At 43.2% G+C, this 20,620-nt stretch carries 24 protein-coding genes and 1 pseudogene; 12 read left to right on the forward strand and 13 right to left on the reverse strand.

Annotated features, from left to right (window positions below):
• Nucleotides 1-13: 13 nt before the first annotated feature.
• The 7 genes from rpoN to ACUN2T_RS04125 are packed head-to-tail and all read right to left on the reverse strand — an operon-like array spanning nt 14 to nt 5,873.
• On the reverse strand, nt 14-1,453 hold the full coding sequence (gene rpoN / locus ACUN2T_RS04095) for an RNA polymerase factor sigma-54 (RefSeq protein ID WP_445496367.1): 1,440 nt from the start codon (nt 1,451-1,453) through the stop codon (nt 14-16).
• A gap of 27 nt (nt 1,454-1,480) precedes the next feature.
• Nucleotides 1,481-2,206, reverse strand: a complete 726-nt coding sequence (gene lptB / locus ACUN2T_RS04100; RefSeq protein ID WP_445496368.1) for an LPS export ABC transporter ATP-binding protein — start codon at nt 2,204-2,206, stop codon at nt 1,481-1,483.
• Between the two features lie 6 nt (nt 2,207-2,212).
• Nucleotides 2,213-2,746 carry a lipopolysaccharide ABC transporter substrate-binding protein LptA gene (gene lptA, locus ACUN2T_RS04105; protein WP_445496369.1) on the reverse strand — a complete coding sequence of 178 codons (534 nt, stop codon included), beginning with the start codon at nt 2,744-2,746 and terminating at the stop codon, nt 2,213-2,215.
• Nucleotides 2,727-3,305 (reverse strand): LPS export ABC transporter periplasmic protein LptC, encoded by a 579-nt coding sequence (lptC, locus tag ACUN2T_RS04110; protein ID WP_445496370.1) that lies wholly within the window; start codon nt 3,303-3,305, stop codon nt 2,727-2,729. Before lptC ends, lptA begins: the two co-directional genes overlap by 20 nt.
• A 20-nt stretch (nt 3,306-3,325) precedes the next feature.
• Nucleotides 3,326-3,889, reverse strand: coding sequence for a 3-deoxy-manno-octulosonate-8-phosphatase KdsC (gene kdsC / locus ACUN2T_RS04115; protein WP_445496371.1), 564 nt, complete (start codon nt 3,887-3,889; stop codon nt 3,326-3,328).
• A 17-nt stretch (nt 3,890-3,906) separates the two neighbouring features.
• Nucleotides 3,907-4,875 (reverse strand): arabinose-5-phosphate isomerase KdsD, encoded by a 969-nt coding sequence (gene kdsD, locus ACUN2T_RS04120; RefSeq protein WP_445496372.1) that lies wholly within the window; start codon nt 4,873-4,875, stop codon nt 3,907-3,909.
• 23 nt (nt 4,876-4,898) lie between these two features.
• Nucleotides 4,899-5,873: a calcium/sodium antiporter gene (locus ACUN2T_RS04125; protein ID WP_445496373.1), complete on the reverse strand. Its 975-nt coding sequence runs from the start codon at nt 5,871-5,873 to the stop codon at nt 4,899-4,901.
• Between the two features lie 228 nt (nt 5,874-6,101).
• Here ACUN2T_RS04125 and mlaF point away from each other — a divergent pair, with 228 nt between their 5' ends.
• The 7 genes from mlaF (at nt 6,102) to murA (ending at nt 10,879) form a co-directional block, all read left to right on the forward strand.
• Entirely contained in the window at nt 6,102-6,905 is an 804-nt protein-coding gene (mlaF, locus tag ACUN2T_RS04130) for a phospholipid ABC transporter ATP-binding protein MlaF (RefSeq protein WP_445496375.1), read from the forward strand.
• A gap of 10 nt (nt 6,906-6,915) precedes the next feature.
• Entirely contained in the window at nt 6,916-7,698 is a 783-nt protein-coding gene (gene mlaE / locus ACUN2T_RS04135) for a lipid asymmetry maintenance ABC transporter permease subunit MlaE (protein WP_445497798.1), read from the forward strand.
• Nucleotides 7,699-7,702: 4 nt separating this feature from the next.
• Nucleotides 7,703-8,218 carry an outer membrane lipid asymmetry maintenance protein MlaD gene (gene mlaD, locus ACUN2T_RS04140; protein WP_445496376.1) on the forward strand — a complete coding sequence of 172 codons (516 nt, stop codon included), beginning with the start codon at nt 7,703-7,705 and terminating at the stop codon, nt 8,216-8,218.
• Nucleotides 8,219-8,240: 22 nt separating this feature from the next.
• Nucleotides 8,241-8,870 (forward strand): phospholipid-binding protein MlaC, encoded by a 630-nt coding sequence (gene mlaC / locus ACUN2T_RS04145; RefSeq protein ID WP_445496377.1) that lies wholly within the window; start codon nt 8,241-8,243, stop codon nt 8,868-8,870.
• A 1-nt stretch (nt 8,871) separates the two neighbouring features.
• Nucleotides 8,872-9,165: a lipid asymmetry maintenance protein MlaB gene (gene mlaB / locus ACUN2T_RS04150; protein ID WP_445496378.1), complete on the forward strand. Its 294-nt coding sequence runs from the start codon at nt 8,872-8,874 to the stop codon at nt 9,163-9,165.
• Between the two features lie 142 nt (nt 9,166-9,307).
• Nucleotides 9,308-9,562: a BolA family iron metabolism protein IbaG gene (gene ibaG / locus ACUN2T_RS04155; protein ID WP_011148158.1), complete on the forward strand. Its 255-nt coding sequence runs from the start codon at nt 9,308-9,310 to the stop codon at nt 9,560-9,562.
• A gap of 51 nt (nt 9,563-9,613) precedes the next feature.
• Nucleotides 9,614-10,879, forward strand: a complete 1,266-nt coding sequence (murA, locus tag ACUN2T_RS04160) for a UDP-N-acetylglucosamine 1-carboxyvinyltransferase (protein ID WP_445496379.1) — start codon at nt 9,614-9,616, stop codon at nt 10,877-10,879.
• A gap of 176 nt (nt 10,880-11,055) precedes the next feature.
• Here murA and degS read toward each other — a convergent pair whose 3' ends face one another.
• The 5 genes and pseudogenes from degS to zapG form a co-directional block, all read right to left on the reverse strand.
• Entirely contained in the window at nt 11,056-12,117 is a 1,062-nt protein-coding gene (degS, locus tag ACUN2T_RS04165) for an outer membrane-stress sensor serine endopeptidase DegS (protein WP_445496380.1), read from the reverse strand.
• A 1,189-nt stretch (nt 12,118-13,306) separates the two neighbouring features.
• Nucleotides 13,307-13,426, reverse strand: a pseudogene (locus tag ACUN2T_RS04170) (VapC toxin family PIN domain ribonuclease); the annotation flags it as partial.
• The gene (gene vapB, locus ACUN2T_RS04175) at nt 13,423-13,653 is read right to left on the reverse strand and encodes a type II toxin-antitoxin system VapB family antitoxin (RefSeq protein WP_445496382.1); all 231 of its coding nucleotides are present in this window, start codon (nt 13,651-13,653) and stop codon (nt 13,423-13,425) included. The gene vapB and the pseudogene ACUN2T_RS04170, both read right to left, overlap by 4 nt.
• Before the next feature lie 348 nt (nt 13,654-14,001).
• Complete coding sequence (gene degQ / locus ACUN2T_RS04180) at nt 14,002-15,378, reverse strand: serine endoprotease DegQ (protein WP_445496383.1); 1,377 nt, start codon at nt 15,376-15,378, stop codon at nt 14,002-14,004.
• Nucleotides 15,379-15,619: 241 nt separating this feature from the next.
• A complete protein-coding gene (zapG, locus tag ACUN2T_RS04185; RefSeq protein WP_132355377.1) occupies nt 15,620-16,024 on the reverse strand; it encodes a Z-ring associated protein ZapG in 405 nt (134 codons plus the stop codon).
• A gap of 220 nt (nt 16,025-16,244) precedes the next feature.
• On the opposite strand from zapG, the gene zapE reads away from it, so the two are divergent.
• From zapE to sspB, 5 genes are all read left to right on the forward strand, one after another.
• Complete coding sequence (zapE, locus tag ACUN2T_RS04190; protein ID WP_445496384.1) at nt 16,245-17,375, forward strand: cell division protein ZapE; 1,131 nt, start codon at nt 16,245-16,247, stop codon at nt 17,373-17,375.
• A 254-nt stretch (nt 17,376-17,629) separates the two neighbouring features.
• Nucleotides 17,630-18,058, forward strand: a complete 429-nt coding sequence (rplM, locus tag ACUN2T_RS04195; protein WP_445496385.1) for a 50S ribosomal protein L13 — start codon at nt 17,630-17,632, stop codon at nt 18,056-18,058.
• A 15-nt stretch (nt 18,059-18,073) separates the two neighbouring features.
• Nucleotides 18,074-18,466 carry a 30S ribosomal protein S9 gene (gene rpsI / locus ACUN2T_RS04200; protein WP_445496386.1) on the forward strand — a complete coding sequence of 131 codons (393 nt, stop codon included), beginning with the start codon at nt 18,074-18,076 and terminating at the stop codon, nt 18,464-18,466.
• 290 nt (nt 18,467-18,756) lie between these two features.
• Nucleotides 18,757-19,398, forward strand: a complete 642-nt coding sequence (gene sspA / locus ACUN2T_RS04205; RefSeq protein WP_021323579.1) for a stringent starvation protein SspA — start codon at nt 18,757-18,759, stop codon at nt 19,396-19,398.
• 3 nt (nt 19,399-19,401) lie between these two features.
• The gene (sspB, locus tag ACUN2T_RS04210; protein WP_445496387.1) at nt 19,402-19,911 is read left to right on the forward strand and encodes a ClpXP protease specificity-enhancing factor; all 510 of its coding nucleotides are present in this window, start codon (nt 19,402-19,404) and stop codon (nt 19,909-19,911) included.
• 50 nt (nt 19,912-19,961) lie between these two features.
• Here sspB and ACUN2T_RS04215 read toward each other — a convergent pair whose 3' ends face one another.
• Complete coding sequence (locus ACUN2T_RS04215; protein ID WP_445496388.1) at nt 19,962-20,474, reverse strand: hypothetical protein; 513 nt, start codon at nt 20,472-20,474, stop codon at nt 19,962-19,964.
• Nucleotides 20,475-20,620 lie beyond the last annotated feature (146 nt).

The following is a 20,620-nucleotide window of genomic DNA, read 5'->3' on the forward strand; positions in this document are numbered from 1 at the left end:
TTCTCTGTTCATTTCAAACCAGACGCTTACGTTGGTTTGATGGCGGAATGGATAACGACTCTCGATATTTTGCGACAGTCCGTCGGGCAACCATAATGCCTTGATTGGCTAGCATGCTCGTCAGTTTGCTGTCACTTAATGGTTTGGCGGAGTTCTCCGCTGCTACCAGTTTTTTCACCAAGGCCCGTATTGCAGTTGAAGAGGCTTCGCCTCCACTTTCTGTATTAACATGGCTGGAGAAAAAATACTTCAATTCAAAAATACCCCGTGGGCTGTGTAGGAATTTCTGGGTAGTCACCCTGGAAATGGTAGATTCATGCATATCAACCTGGAAGGCTATGTCTGCCAAAACCATGGGCTTCATATGTTCTTCGCCATGTTCAAAAAATTCCTGTTGCTGCTCTACAATGCAGCGCGTAACTTTCAGCAGAGTATCATTTCGGCTTTCCAGGCTTTTGATAAGCCATTTAGCTTCCTGTAGATTATTGCGGATAAATTGGCTGTCACTTTCATTGTGTGTATGTTGCCCAAGTTCCGCATAATGCTGATTAATATGTAAACGGGGAATGCTATCTGTATTTAATTCTACTTGCCAGTGTTCACTTTCTTTTCGAACCAGCACATCAGGGATGACATACTCTGATTCACCTGTGTTTATTGCCAAACCAGGCCTTGGTTCAAGTGACTGGATTAAATCAATCACTTCTTTCAGGGTATCTTCTTTCAAGCGACTTAAACGGATTAAGTTGCGGAAATCCCGATTACCCAGTAATTCCAGATGTTCGCAGACGATCAATTTCGCTTCTTTCAGATAAGGTGTTTCTGGTGGAAACAGGGATAGCTGGATCAGGAGACAATCTTTTAGATCACGGGCAGCGACACCGATAGGATCAAAATGTTGTACCCGTTTGAGCACGGTTTCCACTTCTGCCAGAGTCAGTTGACCGTCGCCAATGCTGGCAAGGATATCCTCCAGTGGTACAGTAAGGTAGCCTGTATCATCTACGGCATCAATGATTGATGTGGCAATTGCTGCATCTGTTTCTGTAAAAGGGGTCAGTCCTGCCTGCCACATCAAATAGTCTTGCAGGGTTTGGACTGTTTCACCTTGGTAAAGTGGCAGGTCGTCATCACTATAGTCATTACGTGTACCGGAAGGTGTACCAGCTGTATAAATTTCATCCCAGCTGGCATCCAGTGGCAACTCATCCGGCATATCCTTTTGTTGTAGGGCATCAAGCGTATCCATAACGTCAGTTTCGTTGTCAGAAGATTCCTGGTTACTGATTTCTTGATGATCTTCATCCTGCTCAAGCAAAGGGTTCATTTCTAACGCTTGCTGTATTTCCTGTTGAAGTTCAAGCGTAGAAAGTTGCAACAAACGAATGGCTTGTTGGAGCTGTGGTGTCATAGTCAGTTGCTGACTGAACCTGAGTTGCAAACTTTGCTTCATAGCGTTAAATCAATTCTCCTGGCTGAATTAGAGCCGGAAACCTTCGCCTAAATAAACGCGCTTCACCTGTTCATTATTAAGGATATCATTCGGTGTGCCGTGAGCAATCAACTGCCCTTGGCTGACAATATAAGCACGCTCACAGACATCTAATGTTTCACGGACGTTATGGTCTGTGATCAGGACGCCCAGCCCGTAATCTCTCAAATGCTGAATAATTTTTTTGATATCGATTACTGAGATGGGATCTACCCCGGCGAAAGGTTCATCCAGCAAAATAAATTTAGGATTGGCGGCCAGTGCGCGGGCAATCTCTACGCGGCGACGTTCACCACCGGAAAGTGATTGACCCAGATTGTCCCGTAGGTGGCTGATATGGAACTCCTCCATCAGCTCTTCGGCCCGTTCCTTCCGTTGTTCCTGAGTTAGATCCTGACGGATTTCCAATACGGCCATCAGATTGTCGAATACATTCAGACGGCGGAAAATAGAAGCTTCCTGAGGCAAGTAGCCAATACCACGGCGCGCCCGTTCGTGAAGTGGCAGCAGGCTGATATCTTCGCCATCAATGGTAATTATTCCTGCATCCCGTGCAACAATACCTACGACCATATAAAAAGTCGTGGTTTTCCCTGCACCGTTAGGGCCAAGTAGGCCAACAATTTCACCGGAGTTCACGTTTAAGCTGACATTTTCAACGACCTTACGGCCTTTGTAAGCTTTCGCCAGGTTTTCTGCGTTTAGTATTGCCATATCTCGTTATTTACTCTTGTTGTTAACCGCAGGGCTTTCTTCTTGTAACTGGGAAGGTAACAGAACAGTTGTCACTCGTTTACCTTTGTCACCGAACGCTTCCATTTGCTGGGTTGGGACCAGGTAAGTGATACGGTCGCCTTTTATATTGCTGTCTAACTGTTCCAGATAGGCGTTGCCAGTCAGTGTAATCAGCTCCTTATCCATTTCGTAACGCATTTTGGCACCGCGGCCCTTGATTGGTTTGCCGTTGTCCTGTAGCTGATAGAAAGTTACCGGATTACCAAATGCTTCAACAACCATTTTTTTAGAGTCGCCATCCGGGCGGGTCACAACAACTTTGTCAGCGTGGATATCAATAGAGCCTTGTTTAACGATCACGTTTTCTGTAAATGTGGCAGTGTTCCCAGTCATGTCAAGGGATTGCTTGGCAGAATCAATAGAAATGGGTTTCTGTGTGTCATCTTTCAGTGCCAGAGCCGGAAGACTGACTGTAAAAATGGCACTGGCAATAAGAGCATTACGGATTCTGTTGTTCATGTTGGATTTCATAGTAGGTGTTAACCTTTTCAATCAGTTCAGCGGTTTTGTTCCGCAGGTTGCCACGCATTTTCATACCGACGGACTTCAATCCTACGCCAATCAGTGTGACCTGATCGTCGGATGAAACATCCTGAGTGACCAGATTGACGATAGCATTTTCTGTGGTAATACGCTGTAATTGTGCCGTATCAGTCAGATTGTCAACCTGCACATCTCCGTAAAGATAGAGCATTCTGTCGTTGGTCAGTTTGGCTTTTTTCGCACGAACTGTCCATGTAGCAATGGCGTTTGAGTCATATGTCGTTAATACCGGCTTGGTAAACCAGGTAAGTTTTGATTCAGCATAATTTTGGACGTCATCAGCGACCAGTTTATACGTCAGCTTACCCGTAGGATCATAAACAAAGGTTATGGTTTCCTGACTTTGGTATGTTGGCTGACTGTTATCTGTGTCAGAAGATGAGTTAGTCTCGTTTGAATCAGATAAGTTCCAGCCAATTAACGCCAGGGTAATTAACGCCAGTATTATAGCCAGCCAGGATTTGATTTTATCCATTCTCGTTTCGCTTCAACCTACTATATTGATAGTCCTTTGGCCTCTTCCAGCTTATTCTGAGCGAAAAGCACCAAATCACAAAGTTCTCTTACCGCGCCGCGTCCCCCTGCAATCTGGGTGACATAATGCGCTTTTGGTAGTAGTAATGGATGTGCATCTGCCACAGCGACAGATAAGCCCACTTGTTCCATGACTGGCCAGTCAATCAGATCATCACCGATGTAAGCAACCTGTTCTGGTTTTAGTCCCAGTTTATCTAACAGTTCTCTATACGCCAAAACCTTATCACTTTGTCCTTGGTAAAGATGTGTAATGCCTAGGGTGTTTGCTCGATCTTCCAGCAATTTTGCCTTACGGCCGGTAATAATAGCGACTTCGATTCCTGAAGTGATCAGGCAGCGAATCCCGTAGCCATCACGAACGTTAAACGTTTTCAATTCTTCGCCGTCATTGCCCATATATATCAGGCCATCAGACATCACACCGTCAACGTCGCAAATCAGCAGACGGATTCTACTGGCTTTTTCAATAATGTCTTTATTCACTGGGCCATAACAGGTGTCCAGATAAACTAATTGGCTCATTAAGGTGTTCTCTCAGGTTAAACTACACCAGCTTGTAGCAGATCATGCATATGCAATACACCAAGTAATTTATTTTCCTCGGTAACCAGTAAGGACGTGATATGGCGTGACTGCATTAAGTTCAATGCATCAACGGCAAGGGCATTCGGTTTGATACGGATACCGCCAGTTGTCATAACAGCTGAAATTTTGACATTGTACAAATCAATTCCCATATCAAACACTCGCCGCAAGTCACCATCGGTAAAAATACCATCAATATACATATTTTCATCGCAAATGACGGTCATACCCAGTTTTTGGCGGGTGATTTCGACGAGTGCTTCACGTAAAGAGGCATCGCGATTCACTCTTGGGATATCATCACCTGTATTCATTAAATCACTCACCAGTAGCAGAAGTTTACGCCCAAGTGTACCGCCTGGATGTGATAGTGCGAAGTCTTCAGCGGTAAAGCCACGAGCCTGGAGCAATGCAACCGCTAAAGCATCACCCATAACCAATGTTGCAGTAGTACTGGTTGTCGGTGCTAAACCTAGTGGACAGGCTTCCTGTGGGACTTTGATACACAGGTGAATATCCGCAGCTTTTCCCATGCTGCTGTTGTAATTGTTAGTCATGCAGATAAGCGGAATTTTTTGGCGTTTCAATGCGGGGATCAATGACAGAATTTCATTGGATTCCCCCGAATTTGAGATGGCCAAAACGATATCTTTAGGTGTAACCATACCGAGATCGCCGTGGCTGGCTTCTCCCGGATGAACGAAAAAGGAGGGTGTACCCGTACTGGCGAAAGTTGCGGCAATTTTACACCCGATGTGGCCGGATTTGCCCATCCCCATGACAATAACCTTACCTTCGCAGTTGAACATCAGTTCACAGGTGCGGGCAAAATCTTCATTGATATAGTGTTCAAGTTCTGCCAACCCATCACGTTCTATCTGTAAAACTATCTTACCCGCTTGCTGAAAATCAATCTTAGGCATTTCTTTTTCCTACTAATTCGTGTTTATTCAATATTGTAATTGAAAATAAACAGCACGATAAAATAAGCGATAAAGCAGCTTAATAACAGGACACCTTTAAATCGGTTTAACCGGTGTTTACCACCCAGACAAAATGCAGCAAATATTGTGCTGGCTACCATCATGACCCAAAAATCACGGTGGAAAGATTCAGGTGAAATGGCTGCTGGTGAGAGTAATGCGGGAAGGCCCAAAACAATTGATATATTGAATATATTCGAACCTATAATATTCCCGAATGCAATATCGTCTTCTCCTTTGAACGCGGCTGCAATAGCGGTTGCCAGTTCTGGCAGGCTGGTGCCGACCGCAAGCACAGTAAGTCCGATAACTAATTCACTAATACCATAAATGCGGGCAATAACAGTTGCATTATCAATAACCATACGAGTCGCCATAGGTAAAATAATCAACCCTAATAGTATCCAAAGCAGGGCAATGCGTTTATTGCCTTCGAGCGGTAATTCAGAAACTTGCTCTTGTGTGTAAATATCAGCTTCGGCACAGCGTGGCAGAGCCGCCATTTTTATCATCAGTAATATATACGCAATGGCAGAAGCCAGTAATACTAACCCGTCCATCCGGCTGAGATAGTTATCACTCATCAAATAACCACAGAAAGCAGTGATCAACAGCATTAAAGGCAGTTCCTGCCGCAGCATATCTGATTTTACTTCCAGAGGGCGAATAAATGCGGCGGCACCGGTTATCAGCAGCAGATTGGTAATGTTGGAGCCAATAACATTACCAACAGCCATATCGGGTTGGCCGTCCAGCATGGCAGTAACGGAAACCATTAATTCGGGCAGAGACGTTCCAATGCCAACAACGGTAACGCCAATAATAAAGGGAGGCAGTCCCAGAGTACGGGCAAAAATTGCAGCACCATATACTAATCTATCGGAACCATATACCAGTAAAATCAACCCGGTAATTAAGAGTAAAAAGGTCAGAAGCATGAAGCGTCCTTTGTAAGGTATATTCCGAATTTAATATTAACGTTGGTTGATTTCTTAAACAAAAATTGTTTGTTTAGTTAGATGGGGTATATTCTGACGGCGGAGGGTGGAAAAGTAAAATTTGTCACAACTTTAGTGGCGAAAATTCTCCAACTTTTTTGTAGTATATGTGATTAATATATGAACCAAATATAAAGCCAATTTATTAACCGTTAAGGTCTATCAATAATGAGTCAACAAGCAGCAAATCTCATCGAGATCCGTGGTATGTATTTTACCCGTGGTAACCGGCCGATTTTTGCTGATATTAATCTGGCGGTGCCCAAAGGAAAAGTCACTGCAATCATGGGGCCTTCTGGGATAGGGAAAACAACACTATTACGATTGATTGGCGGTCAGTTGCGTCCTGAACGAGGAGAAATCTGGTTTGATGGCGATAATATGCCTGTTTTATCCCGTTCTCGTCTGTATGCTGCCCGCAAGAAGATGAGCATGTTGTTTCAGTCCGGGGCATTATTTACTGATTTGAATGTTTTTGAGAACGTCGCTTTTCCGCTGCGTGAACATACGAATCTGCCTGAAGAAATTATACAGACGACTGTAATGATGAAATTGGAGGCTGTTGGATTACGTGGTGCCGCGAATTTGATGCCTTCTGAACTTTCCGGTGGTATGGCAAGGCGTGCTGCTCTGGCTCGTGCCATTGCACTTGATCCTGATCTGATTATGTTTGATGAGCCTTTTGTTGGTCAGGACCCGATTACGATGGGGGTTTTGGTAAAACTCATAGATGAACTGAATAAGGCACTTGGTGTGACCTGTGTGGTTGTTTCCCACGATGTGCCGGAAGTTCTGAGCATTGCAGATTATGCTTATATTATGGCTGAACAACAGATTATTGCAGAGGGTACCGCTCAACAGTTGCAGTCTAATTCTGATCGGCGGGTACGGCAATTTCTTGATGGCATTGCTGATGGGCCGGTACCTTTCCGTTTCCCGGCAGGGGATTATAAAACTGAGTTATTAGGATAGTGGAATGTTGATGTTAATACAGGCGCTGGCGGCACTTGGCAGGCGGGCCATTGAGGTGTTCGCCTCTTTTGGCCGTGCCGGTTTTATGCTTTTTAGCGCGATAATTGGCAAGCCAGAACCTGCCAGACAATGGCCATTACTCCGACAACAGCTTTACAGCGTAGGTGTTCGGTCATTGTTGATTATCATGGTTTCAGGGCTATTTATTGGCATGGTGCTCGGCTTACAGGGGTATCTGATACTGACAACATACAGCGCAGAAGCCAGTCTTGGCATGATGGTGGCGCTGTCTCTATTACGTGAACTGGGGCCGGTTGTCACTGCCTTGTTGTTTGCCGGCCGTGCAGGATCAGCGTTAACCGCAGAAATAGGTTTAATGAAAGCCACGGAACAAATTTCCAGTCTGGAGATGATGGCGATAGATCCATTACGGCGTGTGATCGCACCCCGTTTCTGGGCCGGGTTTATCAGTATGCCGTTATTATCTTTGATTTTTGTGGCTGTAGGCATTTGGGGTGGCGCAGTGGTTGGTGTTGATTGGAAGGGGATCGACAGCGGTTTCTTCTGGTCTTCAATGCAGTCTGCTATAGAGTGGCAGAAAGATTTACTTAACTGTTTTATTAAAAGCGTTGTTTTCGCCATTACCGTGACCTGGATTGCTTTATTTAATGGTTATGATGCGATCCCCACTTCAGAAGGGATCAGCCGGGCAACGACCAGAACAGTGGTTCATGCGTCGTTAGCCGTTTTAGGTTTGGATTTTGTGCTGACAGCACTCATGTTTGGGAATTAAGTCAATGCAAAGCAAGAAAATTGAAATTTGGGTTGGGTTTTTTATCTTGATTGCACTAGCTGCAATCGTCTTTTTATGCCTGAAAGTGGCAGATATTAAATCGGTCGGTAACCAACCGACTTATCGTTTGTACGCAACTTTTGACAATATCGGTGGTCTTAAAGTGCGCTCACCGGTAAAAATTGGGGGGGTGGTGATTGGTCGTGTTGCAACTATCTCTCTTGATGAAAAAACTTATACACCGCAGGTGGCACTGGATATCATGAAGCAATATGACCGTATCCCTGATACCAGTTCTCTTTCCATCCGCACTTCTGGTCTATTGGGTGAGCAATATATTGCCCTGAATATGGGGTTTGAAGATCCAGATATGGGAACCCATATCCTGAAAGAGGGAGACCGCGTGCAGGATACCAAATCAGCGATGGTACTTGAGGATCTGATTGGTCAGTTCTTGTATAAGGGGGGCGATAACTCCCAGAGTGGAGCAGAACATACTCCAGCACCAACCCGCAATTGAATATCATTAAGAGGAACCAATTATGTTGAAGAGATTATTAATGGTGGCGCTGTTGGTGGTTGCGCCATTAGCGAGCGCAGTTGATCAGACGAGCCCTTACAAGTTGATGCAGGATGCGGCAGAAAAGACGTTTACCCGTTTGAAGAATAGTCAGTCCCAGATTCGTCAAAATCCAGATTATTTGCGCCAAGTAGTGAAAGAAGAATTACTGCCCTATGTACATATCAAATATGCTGGGGCATTAGTTCTGGGGAGCTACTATAAAGATTCGACGCCAGCGCAACGCGAGGCTTATTTTACCGCATTTGAATCTTACCTTGAGCAGGTTTATGGGCAGGCTCTGGCAATGTATCACGATCAAACTTATCAGATTGATCCTGAAAAACCATTGGGAGACAACAATATCGTTGCGATTCGTGTCACTATCATTGATTCGAATGGCCGCCCGCCAGTTCGCCTTGATTTTCAGTGGCGTAAAAACAGTAAAACGGGTCATTGGCAGGCGTACGATATGATTGCTGAAGGCGTCAGTATGATTACAACTAAGCAGAGTGAATGGGCTTCTATCTTACGTCAGCAAGGTATTGATGGTTTGACTAAGCAACTTGAAATCAGTGCCCGGCAGCCTATTACGCTGGAAGAGAAAAAGTAACATGAATGAGAGTCTGAGCTGGGAAAAAACAGGGCAAACATTGATCCTGAAAGGTATTTTGGATCGTGACACTTTGCTGCCTCTCTGGCAGCAAAAAGAAAAATTACTGGCCGGTATCAATGGCGTCAATGTGTCACAGCTTGAGCATGTGGATTCTACCGGGTTGGCTCTTTTAATCCGTTTTAAACATCATATGCGAAAGGACGGGGTTAAACTGCTCTTTTCTGGCGTCAGTGAACGGCTTGGCACCTTGATTACGCTTTACGATCTGCAAGAAATTATCATTGATAGCTAGCCGATAATCTCATCATTATCTGTATAATCAGCGCCTTTGTAAGCAGAAATGTTACAAGGACGTTTTCATTGTTTCAGAGTCAGTCGGATTCTATTAGGATAGGTGGCTGTCTAATGATGTCTAACTACAGAATTGAGCAATTATGGATACCAATGAGATTAAACAAGTGCTGATGGATAAATTAGCACTGGATGAAGTCATCGTTAACGGAGATGGCAGCCATTTCCAGGTTATTGTGGTTGGTGAAATGTTTGCCGGCATGAGCCGGGTAAAACAGCAGCAAGCCGTTTATGCGCCTTTGATGGAATACATCGCTGATAATCGTATTCATGCCCTGTCAATCAAAGCTTATACACCGGATGATTGGAAGCGGGATCGTAAGCTCAACGGTTTTTAATGCTGTTTGCCTCGCCGCGAACAGCAAATTATATAAAGAGAGTCGTCACAGATGGATAAATTTCGTGTGAAGGGGCCAACTCGTCTGTCGGGTGAGGTTTCTATTTCCGGGGCAAAAAATGCTGCACTGCCAATCTTGTTCGCCGCATTGTTGGCTGAAGAGCCTGTTGAGTTGCAAAATGTTCCAGAACTGAAAGATATTGACACTACGATCAAATTATTGAATTGCCTTGGGACCAAAATTGAGCGTAATGGTTCAGTCTTTGTGGATGCCCGTAGTGTGAATCAATATTGCGCGCCTTACGATCTGGTAAAAACGATGCGTGCCTCTATTTGGGCGTTAGGTCCTCTGGTCGCGCGTTTTGGTCAGGGGCAAGTTTCTTTACCTGGTGGTTGTGCTATCGGTGCACGCCCGGTTGATCTGCATATCAGTGGCCTGGAACAATTAGGGGCTGAAATTGTTCTGGAAGAGGGCTACGTTAAAGCTTCCGTTAATGGGCGTCTGAAAGGGGCTTGCATTGTGATGGATAAGGTCAGTGTTGGGGCGACAGTCACGATTATGACGGCGGCAACACTGGCTGAAGGGACAACGGTTATTGAGAATGCGGCACGTGAACCTGAAATCGAGGATACTGCTAATTTTCTCAACACCTTGGGTGCAAAAATTACAGGTGCTGGCACTGACCATATCATCATTGAAGGCGTAGAACGTCTTGGTGGTGGTGTATACCGGGTATTACCTGATCGCATTGAAACAGGTACCTTTCTTGTTGCGGCTGCCATATCGGGTGGTAAGGTCGTTTGCCGTCATGCTCAACCTGATACGCTGGATGCTGTATTGGCTAAATTGCGTGAGGCGGGTGCTGATATTGAAATTGGTAAAGACTGGATAAGCCTTGATATGCACGGTAAACGACCTAAGGCTGTGACATTACGTACTGCTCCCCATCCCGGTTTCCCGACAGATATGCAAGCACAGTTCAGCTTGCTGAATTTGGTTGCGGAAGGGGTTGGTATGATCACCGAAACTATTTTCGAAAACCGTTTCATGCATATCCCTGAATTAATTCGTATGGGGGCTCATGCCGAAATTGAAAGTAACACCGTGCTTTGTCACGGTGTTAAAAAGCTTTCTGGTGCTCAGGTCATGGCGACTGATTTACGTGCATCAGCAAGCTTGGTTCTGGCGGGTTGTATTGCGGAAGGTGTGACTGTCGTTGACCGCATCTATCATATTGACCGTGGTTATGAGCATATCGAAGATAAACTGCGCGGGCTTGGTGCGGATATTGAACGGGTGAAATCAGCGGAAAAATAATTTTGTTTCTTTCATTTGGAAACAGGAAGCGGTGTAGTTTAGAAAACCAGGTTGATGATGGGTAGAGAAGTGAAGTGTATCCGTAGGGTGCACGACTCAAGCCGATAAAAGATATTTATGTGCTATTACGATCTACCCATCATTACGACTGTGATTGAAAGATTTTTACCGGATAATTAATATTCATCAAATTCTGCAATCGTCACTTGCAGTGACAGCATCTTCCCATTACGCAATAAAGTGACAGGAACAATGCTGCCGGGGCGTATTTCAGCCACTTGATCCATTGTTTCAACAGCAGAAATAGCAGGTTTATTATTGACACTGATAATGATATCACCCACTTTAATACCGACTTTTTGGGCGGGTCCATTTGGGGTAACCTGAAATACTCGTAACCCCTGAATTTGATTAATATTGCCGTTATAAGAGTGAATGTGTGGGAGTTCCTGCGACGCTATACCGATAAAGCCCCGGATAACCCGCCCGTCACGGATAAGTTTCTGCATAATCGTTGTGGCGAGTTCAGTAGGAATAGCAAAACCCAACCCTTCTGGTGTTTCACCATTTTCACTTTTATCAAATGATAATGTATTAATTCCCACCAGTTCGCCAAGGGTATTAATTAATGCGCCACCAGAATTACCTTGATTAATAGAAGCATCAGTCTGGAGAAAGTTTTGGCGTCGGGTGGGGCTTAATCCAACGCGACCAGTCGCGCTAATAATCCCTTGGGTAATGGTTTGCCCCAAATTGTAAGGGTTACCGATGGCGAGAACGACATCTCCCACATGGGCCACTCTATTTGGGTTAATCGTAATGACAGGCAGGTTTGCGGCATTAATTTTCAGGACAGCAAGATCCGTTAAACTGTCAGAACCTATGACCAAGGCTTCATAAAAATGACCGTCTTGTAGTGCAACAATAATTTGTCCTGCATTATTAATGACATGTTTATTAGTGAGGATATAACCCTTATCACTCATAATGACGCCGGAACCGAGAGTATGGTTTTCTCTGCCTTCATGAGAAAAACTCCCCATGTTGCTGCTGTAGACATTAACCACGGCGGGTGCCGCTCTGCGGACACCTTGATTAAAACTGAATGGAACTTCGTCATTACTGTTGCTGGTAATGGCAGATATCAGTCCGGTAGGGCGCAGTGATGGAACGGTAACCAGCATAATGATAGCTACAAGTAATCCTAAGAAAGCAGAACGAAGCAATTTAGTAATCATGGGTATTATTCAGTATGAGTTAATGAGTCATTGCAGGATAACATAGATATTAATAGACACAGCATTATGCTGTGTCTCAGATTGTTGACTTTTCATCAATGATAAAACGAAAAATTTTATACTGGCAGTTTACATTGGCATTAAACGCCTTTTCATCGCATTTTGCTGCAATTAGATGGATTTTAACGCTGTTTTAACCTTGTGGTTTAGTGCTTTTTATTTACTCCGTGGATCCCGATTTGCTCAGGTTAAGTTATGTGGATTGTCGTTTTTCGTGTCATTTGAAAGTAAAGGGTTATAGAAACTTTCACTCATTAAGGTAAGATGAGATGCACTTTATCTGATATGTGATAAACAGCTTTTAAGAAAAACCATTTTTATCTGTCAGTGTGGTTTTAAAATCTAGAGAAAATGGTAATCGTATCATGAGAAAAATAGGTAAAAACTTTAATCATTAAAGGTAAAAATAAGTGATTAAGGATTTTTAAAGTGGGTAAAAAATCTGACGTTATATTGATATTGGAAGAGAAAACATTAGGGAAAATGGGTTTTAAATTTATTAGTAGGGTGATAAATTTATAGAATTGAAAAACAGTATTATATAAAAACAATTAACGGCATTAACGGCACAGGGCGGGATTCCATTCATTTGATTGTTAAAGGCACAGTTTTAACTTTTTAGCAATATATTTATTTTATACTTGGATTTTTTTATTATTTTATGGTTTTTGTCTTTAATAAAATGGCTGTTTTAGAGTAATAAATGGGATGTGAATTTAGTGAATTTTATTTTTGAAGAGTTTTGATTGTCAAAATAAAATCGTTTATTTATTAAAATAGGATATTCATATGATTTTCACTTAACGCCATCCACTTATATCTGTTTAAATCGAACGGTAAATTAATTTAGTAACGATTTATTACATCAACAATAGTGGAAATTATCGAAGATTAATCAGTCAGAAAGGTTATAATGATTAAATGGGTATTTAAGCGTTAAATCACATTAACGGTATAAAAAGAAGAATGACTTTTATACCATAGAAAGGTAATGTTATTGGGCTGGATAAAAGAGTATAAAACAAGTTTAAATGGGTGTGTTTAATGTGTTACATGATAAATGCAACATAATAACGTCGAAAATAATCTAGTTCGTATTCAGTTAAATCATTTATTTGCAGATTCTGTTATTAATGACAATTTGGTGATTGCCCAGAACGCACTGCTGGAGCCGATTAACCACTTCCTCTGGTTGTTCCCGCATAATGAAGGAACAGATGTTCGTATCCAGCATATATGTTCTTTTCATAACTTAATGCGCCCTTCTTCCACAATATCCGACCGTTCCGTTAAAAAGTCAGCGTCAGCTTTTTCTTGTTGCAAAAAGGAATTCCAATTGGGTTTAGCTGGTCGCAGAATAATGGTATTGCCTTCACGAGTAATCTCCAATTCGTTCACTCCTTCGAAATCAAGGTCGCGAGGTAAACGTATAGCAGCCCGGTTATTACCATTTTTAAATACGGCTACAGTTCTCATGTTGAGTCCTCCAGGAAAACAGACTTATGGATAGTATATGTACAGCATATGTAAACATATGTATGCAATGACTTCATGATATGGACTATTCGCGTAAGTGGGGGATTTACCCATGGCAAGCCGCAGGATTACAAGATCTGTCCATAGATTGAAAAACTGATTTACAAGACCACCTGTCGCAAGGGATATCAGCAGGTGAGTAAATTTGATTAATAAGGAAAATGGACCAAAACATTTTTGCTAATGGGAAAAACAAACCCCATTATTTTAAATGAGGTTTGTCAACAACCGGAGATACAGCATCGCGCTGTGTCTTAGATGGAATTAGATCGATTTTCGCTAAAAATATCAATTTCTCAGTAACAGATAGATACTTTCTTCACCGCGAAGAATGTTCAGCGCGATTACTGGAGGTTTAGAATCAATAACTTTGCGCAGTTCGTTAATGTTCTGTACTCGTTCATTATTGATCCCAACAATCAGGTCACTTTTCTGTAAACCAGACATCGCCGCAGGTGAGTTTTGCATGACACTATCGATTTTCACACCGAGAGTCCCTTTCACTTCGCCATTACTGAGAGTTGCGCCTTGCAGGGCAAGTGTTAGGTTTCCCGCTTTGGTGGTTTGACCTTCACTGTTTTCCAGAATAACGGAAACCTCCATTGGTTTGCCTTTACGCAATAAGCCAATTTTAATTTCTTTACCTGGTACGGTCGTACCAATTTTGGCTTTCAGTTCAGCAAAGCTATTGATCTTCTTACCGTCAACAGAAACCAGAATATCACCGGATTTAATGCCTGCTTTCGCTGCCGCGGATTTTGGCAATACTTCACTGACAAATGCACCGCGCTGGGCATCAATATTGAATGCCTTGGCAATATCGGCATTCATTTCAGTACCTTTGATACCGAGAATACCGCGTTTGACTTCACCATGAGCGATAAGCTGCTCACTCAGGGTTTTTACCATATTACTTGGGATGGCAAAGCCGATACCGATGTTACCGCCGCCTGGAGCCAGAATTGCTGTGTTGATACCAATCAACTCGCCATTCAAATTAACCAGCGCACCCCCGGAGTTACCTCGGTTTATAGAGGCATCGGTTTGGATAAAGTTTTCCAGCCCTTCCAGATTCAGGCCGCTGCGTCCTAACGCCGAGATAATTCCCGAGGTTGCAGTTTGACCAAGACCGAATGGATTACCCACCGCGATAGCAAAATCACCAACCCGAAGTTTATCGGAATCGGCTATTGTAATTGCCGTTAAATTTTTGGCATCTTTCAGTTGCAGCAAGGCGATATCAGTTTGAGCGTCGCGACCTAACAGTTTAGCTTCATATTCACGCCCATCGTTCAATTGCACACGGATTTTATCCGCATTTTCAATAACGTGATTGTTGGTCAATATATAACCTTTGGCAGCGTCAATGATGACACCTGAGCCAAGTCCCTGAAACGGGCGGGTGCTTTCACGGCCCATTGGCAGATTTGGGCCAAAGAAGAACTTGAACTCTTCAGGTATATTCTGCTCCTGTTGTACTTGAGTACCGGAAACATGCACGCTGACAACCGCTGGCAATACTTTTTCAAGCATCGGTGCAAGGCTTGGCAGCGCCTGACCAGCAATAGCAGCAGGCAAAGCAGCGCTACTGATAGCAGGAGCGGAAGCGACGGATAACCCGATACTGATTGCTAACGCACTGAGGAATAAGTTTTTTCTTTTCATCTAATTTCTTTCTCTTGTCTATCTAAGCCAGAAGGCTAATAAGTTAATTTGGGCAAGTTGCCATGATTACTCTATGACTATTAATTATTAAGTAAAGTTCATCTGGCAAACAGATTTAGTACACTTTTTTACAGGTATTTACATGATGGAAGAATAAAAAAACAAAACTTTTTGCAGGTAAAGGAAAGATCTTGCGTTTGGAATTAATGCTGTAGCACAAAACATGCCACAGCAGAAATATTTACTGGTTTTTTTCATTAACCGGGCGGAACAAGCCGGAAGCGCCATCAGAGTAATCTCTTGGTGGCATTTTAACCGGAGCCTGATCGTTATCTGCTTCTGATTCAGTCAGTCGATAATTGAATGGGTTTTCTTGTACTGGCATATTCGGCATCAGCTCGTGAGAGCTTTTGGCCATATGCTGATACAACTGACGATAATCGCGGGCCATATTATCGAGTAATTCTGCACTGTGGGCAAAATGGCCGACTAATTCTTTACGATACTCTTCCAGTTCTGATTTATTATTCTCCAGTTCAGTTTGTAAGGCTCCCTGCTGGCGCAGCTTAGTGTTACCAAAGCGCATGACTAGCGCTCCGATAACAAAGCCAACTACTAATCCAATCAGTGCATACTCCCAAGTCATAGCTACTCCTTCATCAACATCGTTGTTCAGCAGAATGTTTCACTTAATTATCGTCACTATAACCGTTAATCTAGTTAGAATGGAATATTGATCATGATTTACATATTGTTTGTAGACCTTATTCTGAACCTTATTGTAGACAATTGATCCAGTGATAAGGTCAATCTGAATCATAAAAACGATAAAAAACGGGCAATTATTTTTTAAGGATTTTTTTGTCATGCCATCATTGATTATCCCTTCGTTATTCTATCAGAAAGCCCTTTCTAAAGGGGAATATCAGCCGGATGATGTCCAACGTCGTGTCGTCGCTCAATTGGATGTTATTCACTATGCCCTGATTAATACTTCTCCCGACATTCCAGCGAAGCGAAAAAGCTTGAAAGGACGACTGAGTAAACTATTAGGCAAGCAGATTTCAACGACCTGTACACCTGTTCAAGGGCTCTATATGTGGGGTGGTGTTGGCAGAGGGAAAACGTGGTTAATGGATATGTTTTACCAGAGTTTGCCGGGTGAAAGAAAACTGCGTTTGCATTTTCATCGCTTTATGCTACGGGTGCATGAGGAATTAAAGGCGTTACAAGGGCATGAGGATCCGCTGGATATTGTGGCGGATGGTTTTAAAGCAGAAACCGATGTGCTCTGCTTTGATGAATGCTTTGTTTCTGATATTACGGATGCCATGATTCTTGGCACATTGTTGGAGGCTCTATTTGTCAGGGGGATCACGTTGATTGCAACGTCGAATATTCCTCCTGATGAGCTCTATCGTAATGGTTTACAGCGAGCTCGATTTTTACCTGCTATTGAGCAGATTAAAAAATATTGTGACGTCATGAATGTGGATTCAGGTATTGATTATCGTCTGCGTACTTTGACACAGGCTCATCTCTATTTCACACCGTTGAATGAAGATAATGAGCGGGCTATGGACCGAATGTTTATCCGTTTGGCGGGTAAAAGCAGTGAGCAAGCACCGGTGTTGGAAATTAATCATCGGCAGATGCTGGCAATTCGTAGCGCTGATGGTGTGTTGGCAATTGGATTTAAAGTTTTGTGTGAAGATGCCCGTAGCCAGATGGACTACATTGTTTTATCAAAACTTTATCACACCGTTTTGTTATATCAGGTTCCGGCGATAATGTCCGGTAATGAAAACGCCGCCCGACGTTTCTTGGCGCTGGTTGATGAATTCTACGAACGTCGGGTAAAACTGATAATTAATGCCGCAGTACCGATGGAACAGATTTACCAAGGGGTTTTGCTGACTTTCGAATACCAGCGTTGCTTGTCCCGTTTGCAGGAAATGCAAAGCGAGGAATATCTGAAATTACCTCATTTGCCTTAATCTTGTGCTTATCCTGTCTATTTCGGACTAAAGTTGATTTTAAATAATTCAAATTGGGGTCGATTTTTATTTGTGACTTCTCTATAATCTTGCGACCCCACGTTACAGCAATGTTTTTTTTCCCAAAAAACTTGCATAGTGCCGGCATAGGCTATTCGAAGGGGTAGGTTTGCTGGACAAGAGTCGTGTGAACCTCAGCAGTTTATGAACCTTGAGTGTTCACCAACGTGTAACTTATTATTGGGTAAGCTTTAATGAAAACTTTTACAGCTAAACCAGAAACCGTAAAACGCGACTGGTATGTTGTTGACGCAGATGGCAAAACTTTAGGCCGTCTTGCAACTGAAGTGGCTTGTCGTCTACGCGGCAAGCATAAAGCGGAATACACTCCGCACGTTGATACCGGTGATTACATCATCATTGTTAACGCAGAAAAAGTTGCTGTAACCGGTAACAAGCGTTCTGATAAAATTTACTATCACCACACTGGTCACATCGGTGGTATCAAGCAAGCGACCTTTGAAGAGATGATTGCCCGCCGTCCTGAGCGTGTAATTGAAATCGCGGTTAAAGGCATGCTGCCAAAAGGGCCACTGGGTCGTGCAATGTACCGTAAACTGAAAGTTTACGCAGGTAGCGAGCACAACCACGCGGCACAGCAACCGCAAGTTCTGGACATTTAATCGGGATTATAGGCAATGGCTGAAAATCAATACTACGGCACTGGTCGCCGCAAAAGCTCTTCCGCACGTGTCTTTATTAAGCCAGGTAGCGGTAACATCGTAATCAACCAACGTAGCCTCGAAGTTTATTTTGGCCGCGAAACAGCACGCATGGTTGTTCGTCAGCCACTCGAGCTGGTTGATATGTTGGGTAAACTTGATCTGTACATCACCGTTAAAGGTGGTGGTATTTCTGGTCAGGCAGGCGCAATCCGTCACGGTATCACCCGTGCACTGATGGCATACGACGAAACTCTGCGTCCTGAGCTTCGTAAAGCTGGCTTCGTTACGCGCGACGCTCGTGAAGTTGAACGTAAGAAAGTCGGTCTGCGTAAAGCACGTCGCCGTCCACAGTTCTCCAAACGTTAATTTTTTGTCTTTATGGCAATTAGTTAATGTTAAAACCCGTCTTTATGGCGGGTTTTTTACTTAATTACCCATACACTTCCCCCAAAATGTACAAAATCTGGTAAACTAGTGCCAATTTTTGCCTCATCCATTTATCTGCCTACTATCTGAACGATAGCCATTGTGTCGAGTAGCGCATTCCGTATTCACCGTTGCGGCGCAGAAACATAAGGGGTGAGAATGAGTGAGTAGGAATAGTCGTTATAGCGTGGGACTATTCATTCCTTTTTTAGATAAACTTGGAGGTTTTCATGGCTGTCGCTGCCAACAAACGTTCGGTAATGACTCTGTTTTCAGGCCCGGCCGACATTTTTAGCCATCAAGTGCGAATTGTACTGGCGGAAAAAGGTGTCAGTGTTGAAGTTGAACAGGTTGAGGCAGGTAATTTGCCACAGGACCTTATCGATCTGAACCCTTATCAGACAGTTCCGACTTTGGTTGACCGTGAGCTGACGCTGTATGATTCCCGCATCATTATGGAATATCTTGATGAGCGTTTTCCTCATCCGCCATTAATGCCAGTGTATCCGGTTGCCCGTGGTTCCAGCCGTTTGATGATGCACCGCATTGAGAAAGACTGGTATTCCCTGATGCACACTATTGAGAAAGGTAATTCTCAGGAAGCCAATGCTGCCCGTAAACGATTAGCAGAAGAATTGCTAGCAGTGGCACCAATATTTAAAGAAATGCCATTCTTTATGAGTGAAGAATTCAGTTTGGTTGATTGCTATCTTGCCCCTTTGCTATGGCGTTTACCTGAACTGGGTATAGAGCTACCGAGTTCTGGTACCAAAGATTTACAAATTTACATGCAGCGTGTCTTTGAACGTGATGCATTCTTGGCTTCATTAACCGAAGCTGAACGTGAAATGCGCTTGCAATCCAGGAACTGATTTATGGAGCTGTCTCAAATGTCTCCTCGTCGCCCTTATTTGTTGCGTGCTCACTACGAGTGGTTACTCGATAATGATATGACTCCATATCTGGTTGTAGACGTGACTTTACGTGGAGTCAATGTACCAATGGAATATGCCCGTGATGGGCAAATTGTGCTGAACATAGCGCCGAGAGCTGTTGGTAATCTTGAGTTAACCAATGATGAAGTACGTTTCAATGCCCGTTTTGGCGGTATGCCCCGTCAGATTAATGTACCAATGGTGGCGGTTCTCTCTATTTATAGCCGTGAAAATGGGGCAGGAATGATGTTTGAGCCTGAAGCAGCTTATAAAGATGAATATCTTTTTGAGTCTACTCCAGGGCATGATAAAGCTGGCGCTTCTGTGGCAGATAACTTGGTATTAGTTACGGATACCCTCCGCGATGCTGAAGATAATAGTGGAACTTCACCTGATGATGAACCACCAAAACCGACAAAAGGGCGTCCTGCTTTACGGGTAGTAAAATAAGCGCTAAATAAGGGGGCTGAGATTGCCTCCTTATTTTTCAAGTTTATTGATTAAAATTCCACATTGTAGGCTTTCTCTAACTCCCAGAAACATTCTTCTACTCTGTTTTTAGCTTCGTAGTCTGTGATGGACCCTAAACTCTTTCTGACTTTATTGACAAATTCTATTTTATTCTCTCTAGTCTTAAGTTCTGGCGGGATTGTACAGATATCAGCTAATGATATGTTGTTTTCTTTACCGGCAGTAGCAAGGACATCAACGGGATTATTAATTAATGCCATAGAGAGTGAGTAACGTATCTCTTTGGAGAAATCCAGATGTATACTTTGAGTTAATTTAAAAGCCAGTTTTATCCAGTCATGGTCACCAGTCGTAATTTTGTGAGTGATTTCTTGTCTGGTTCTTGTTTCCCCTAATTCTGCAACGACAGAGTTGATACCTCTATTGATAATCTCTTTATTAATATTATCGGGTGTAACGTTTCGTGGCAACGCAAGCACCGAAAGACTGGTACCAGCAAGCAACGCCAAAGACAACAAAATTAGAGTTTTTATTAATTTCATTAATATTTCCAAGACTTATAGTTGAATAAGCATAGTGCTATCTTAGCTGGGTAGTTGGTAAAATCCACGCTGATAAGATGAAATACACATAAATGTTAATTATGGCAGAAGCAAGTACGGAATGTTCATTAAATACATTCACTCTT

The organism is Photorhabdus machadonis (assembly GCF_052657765.1).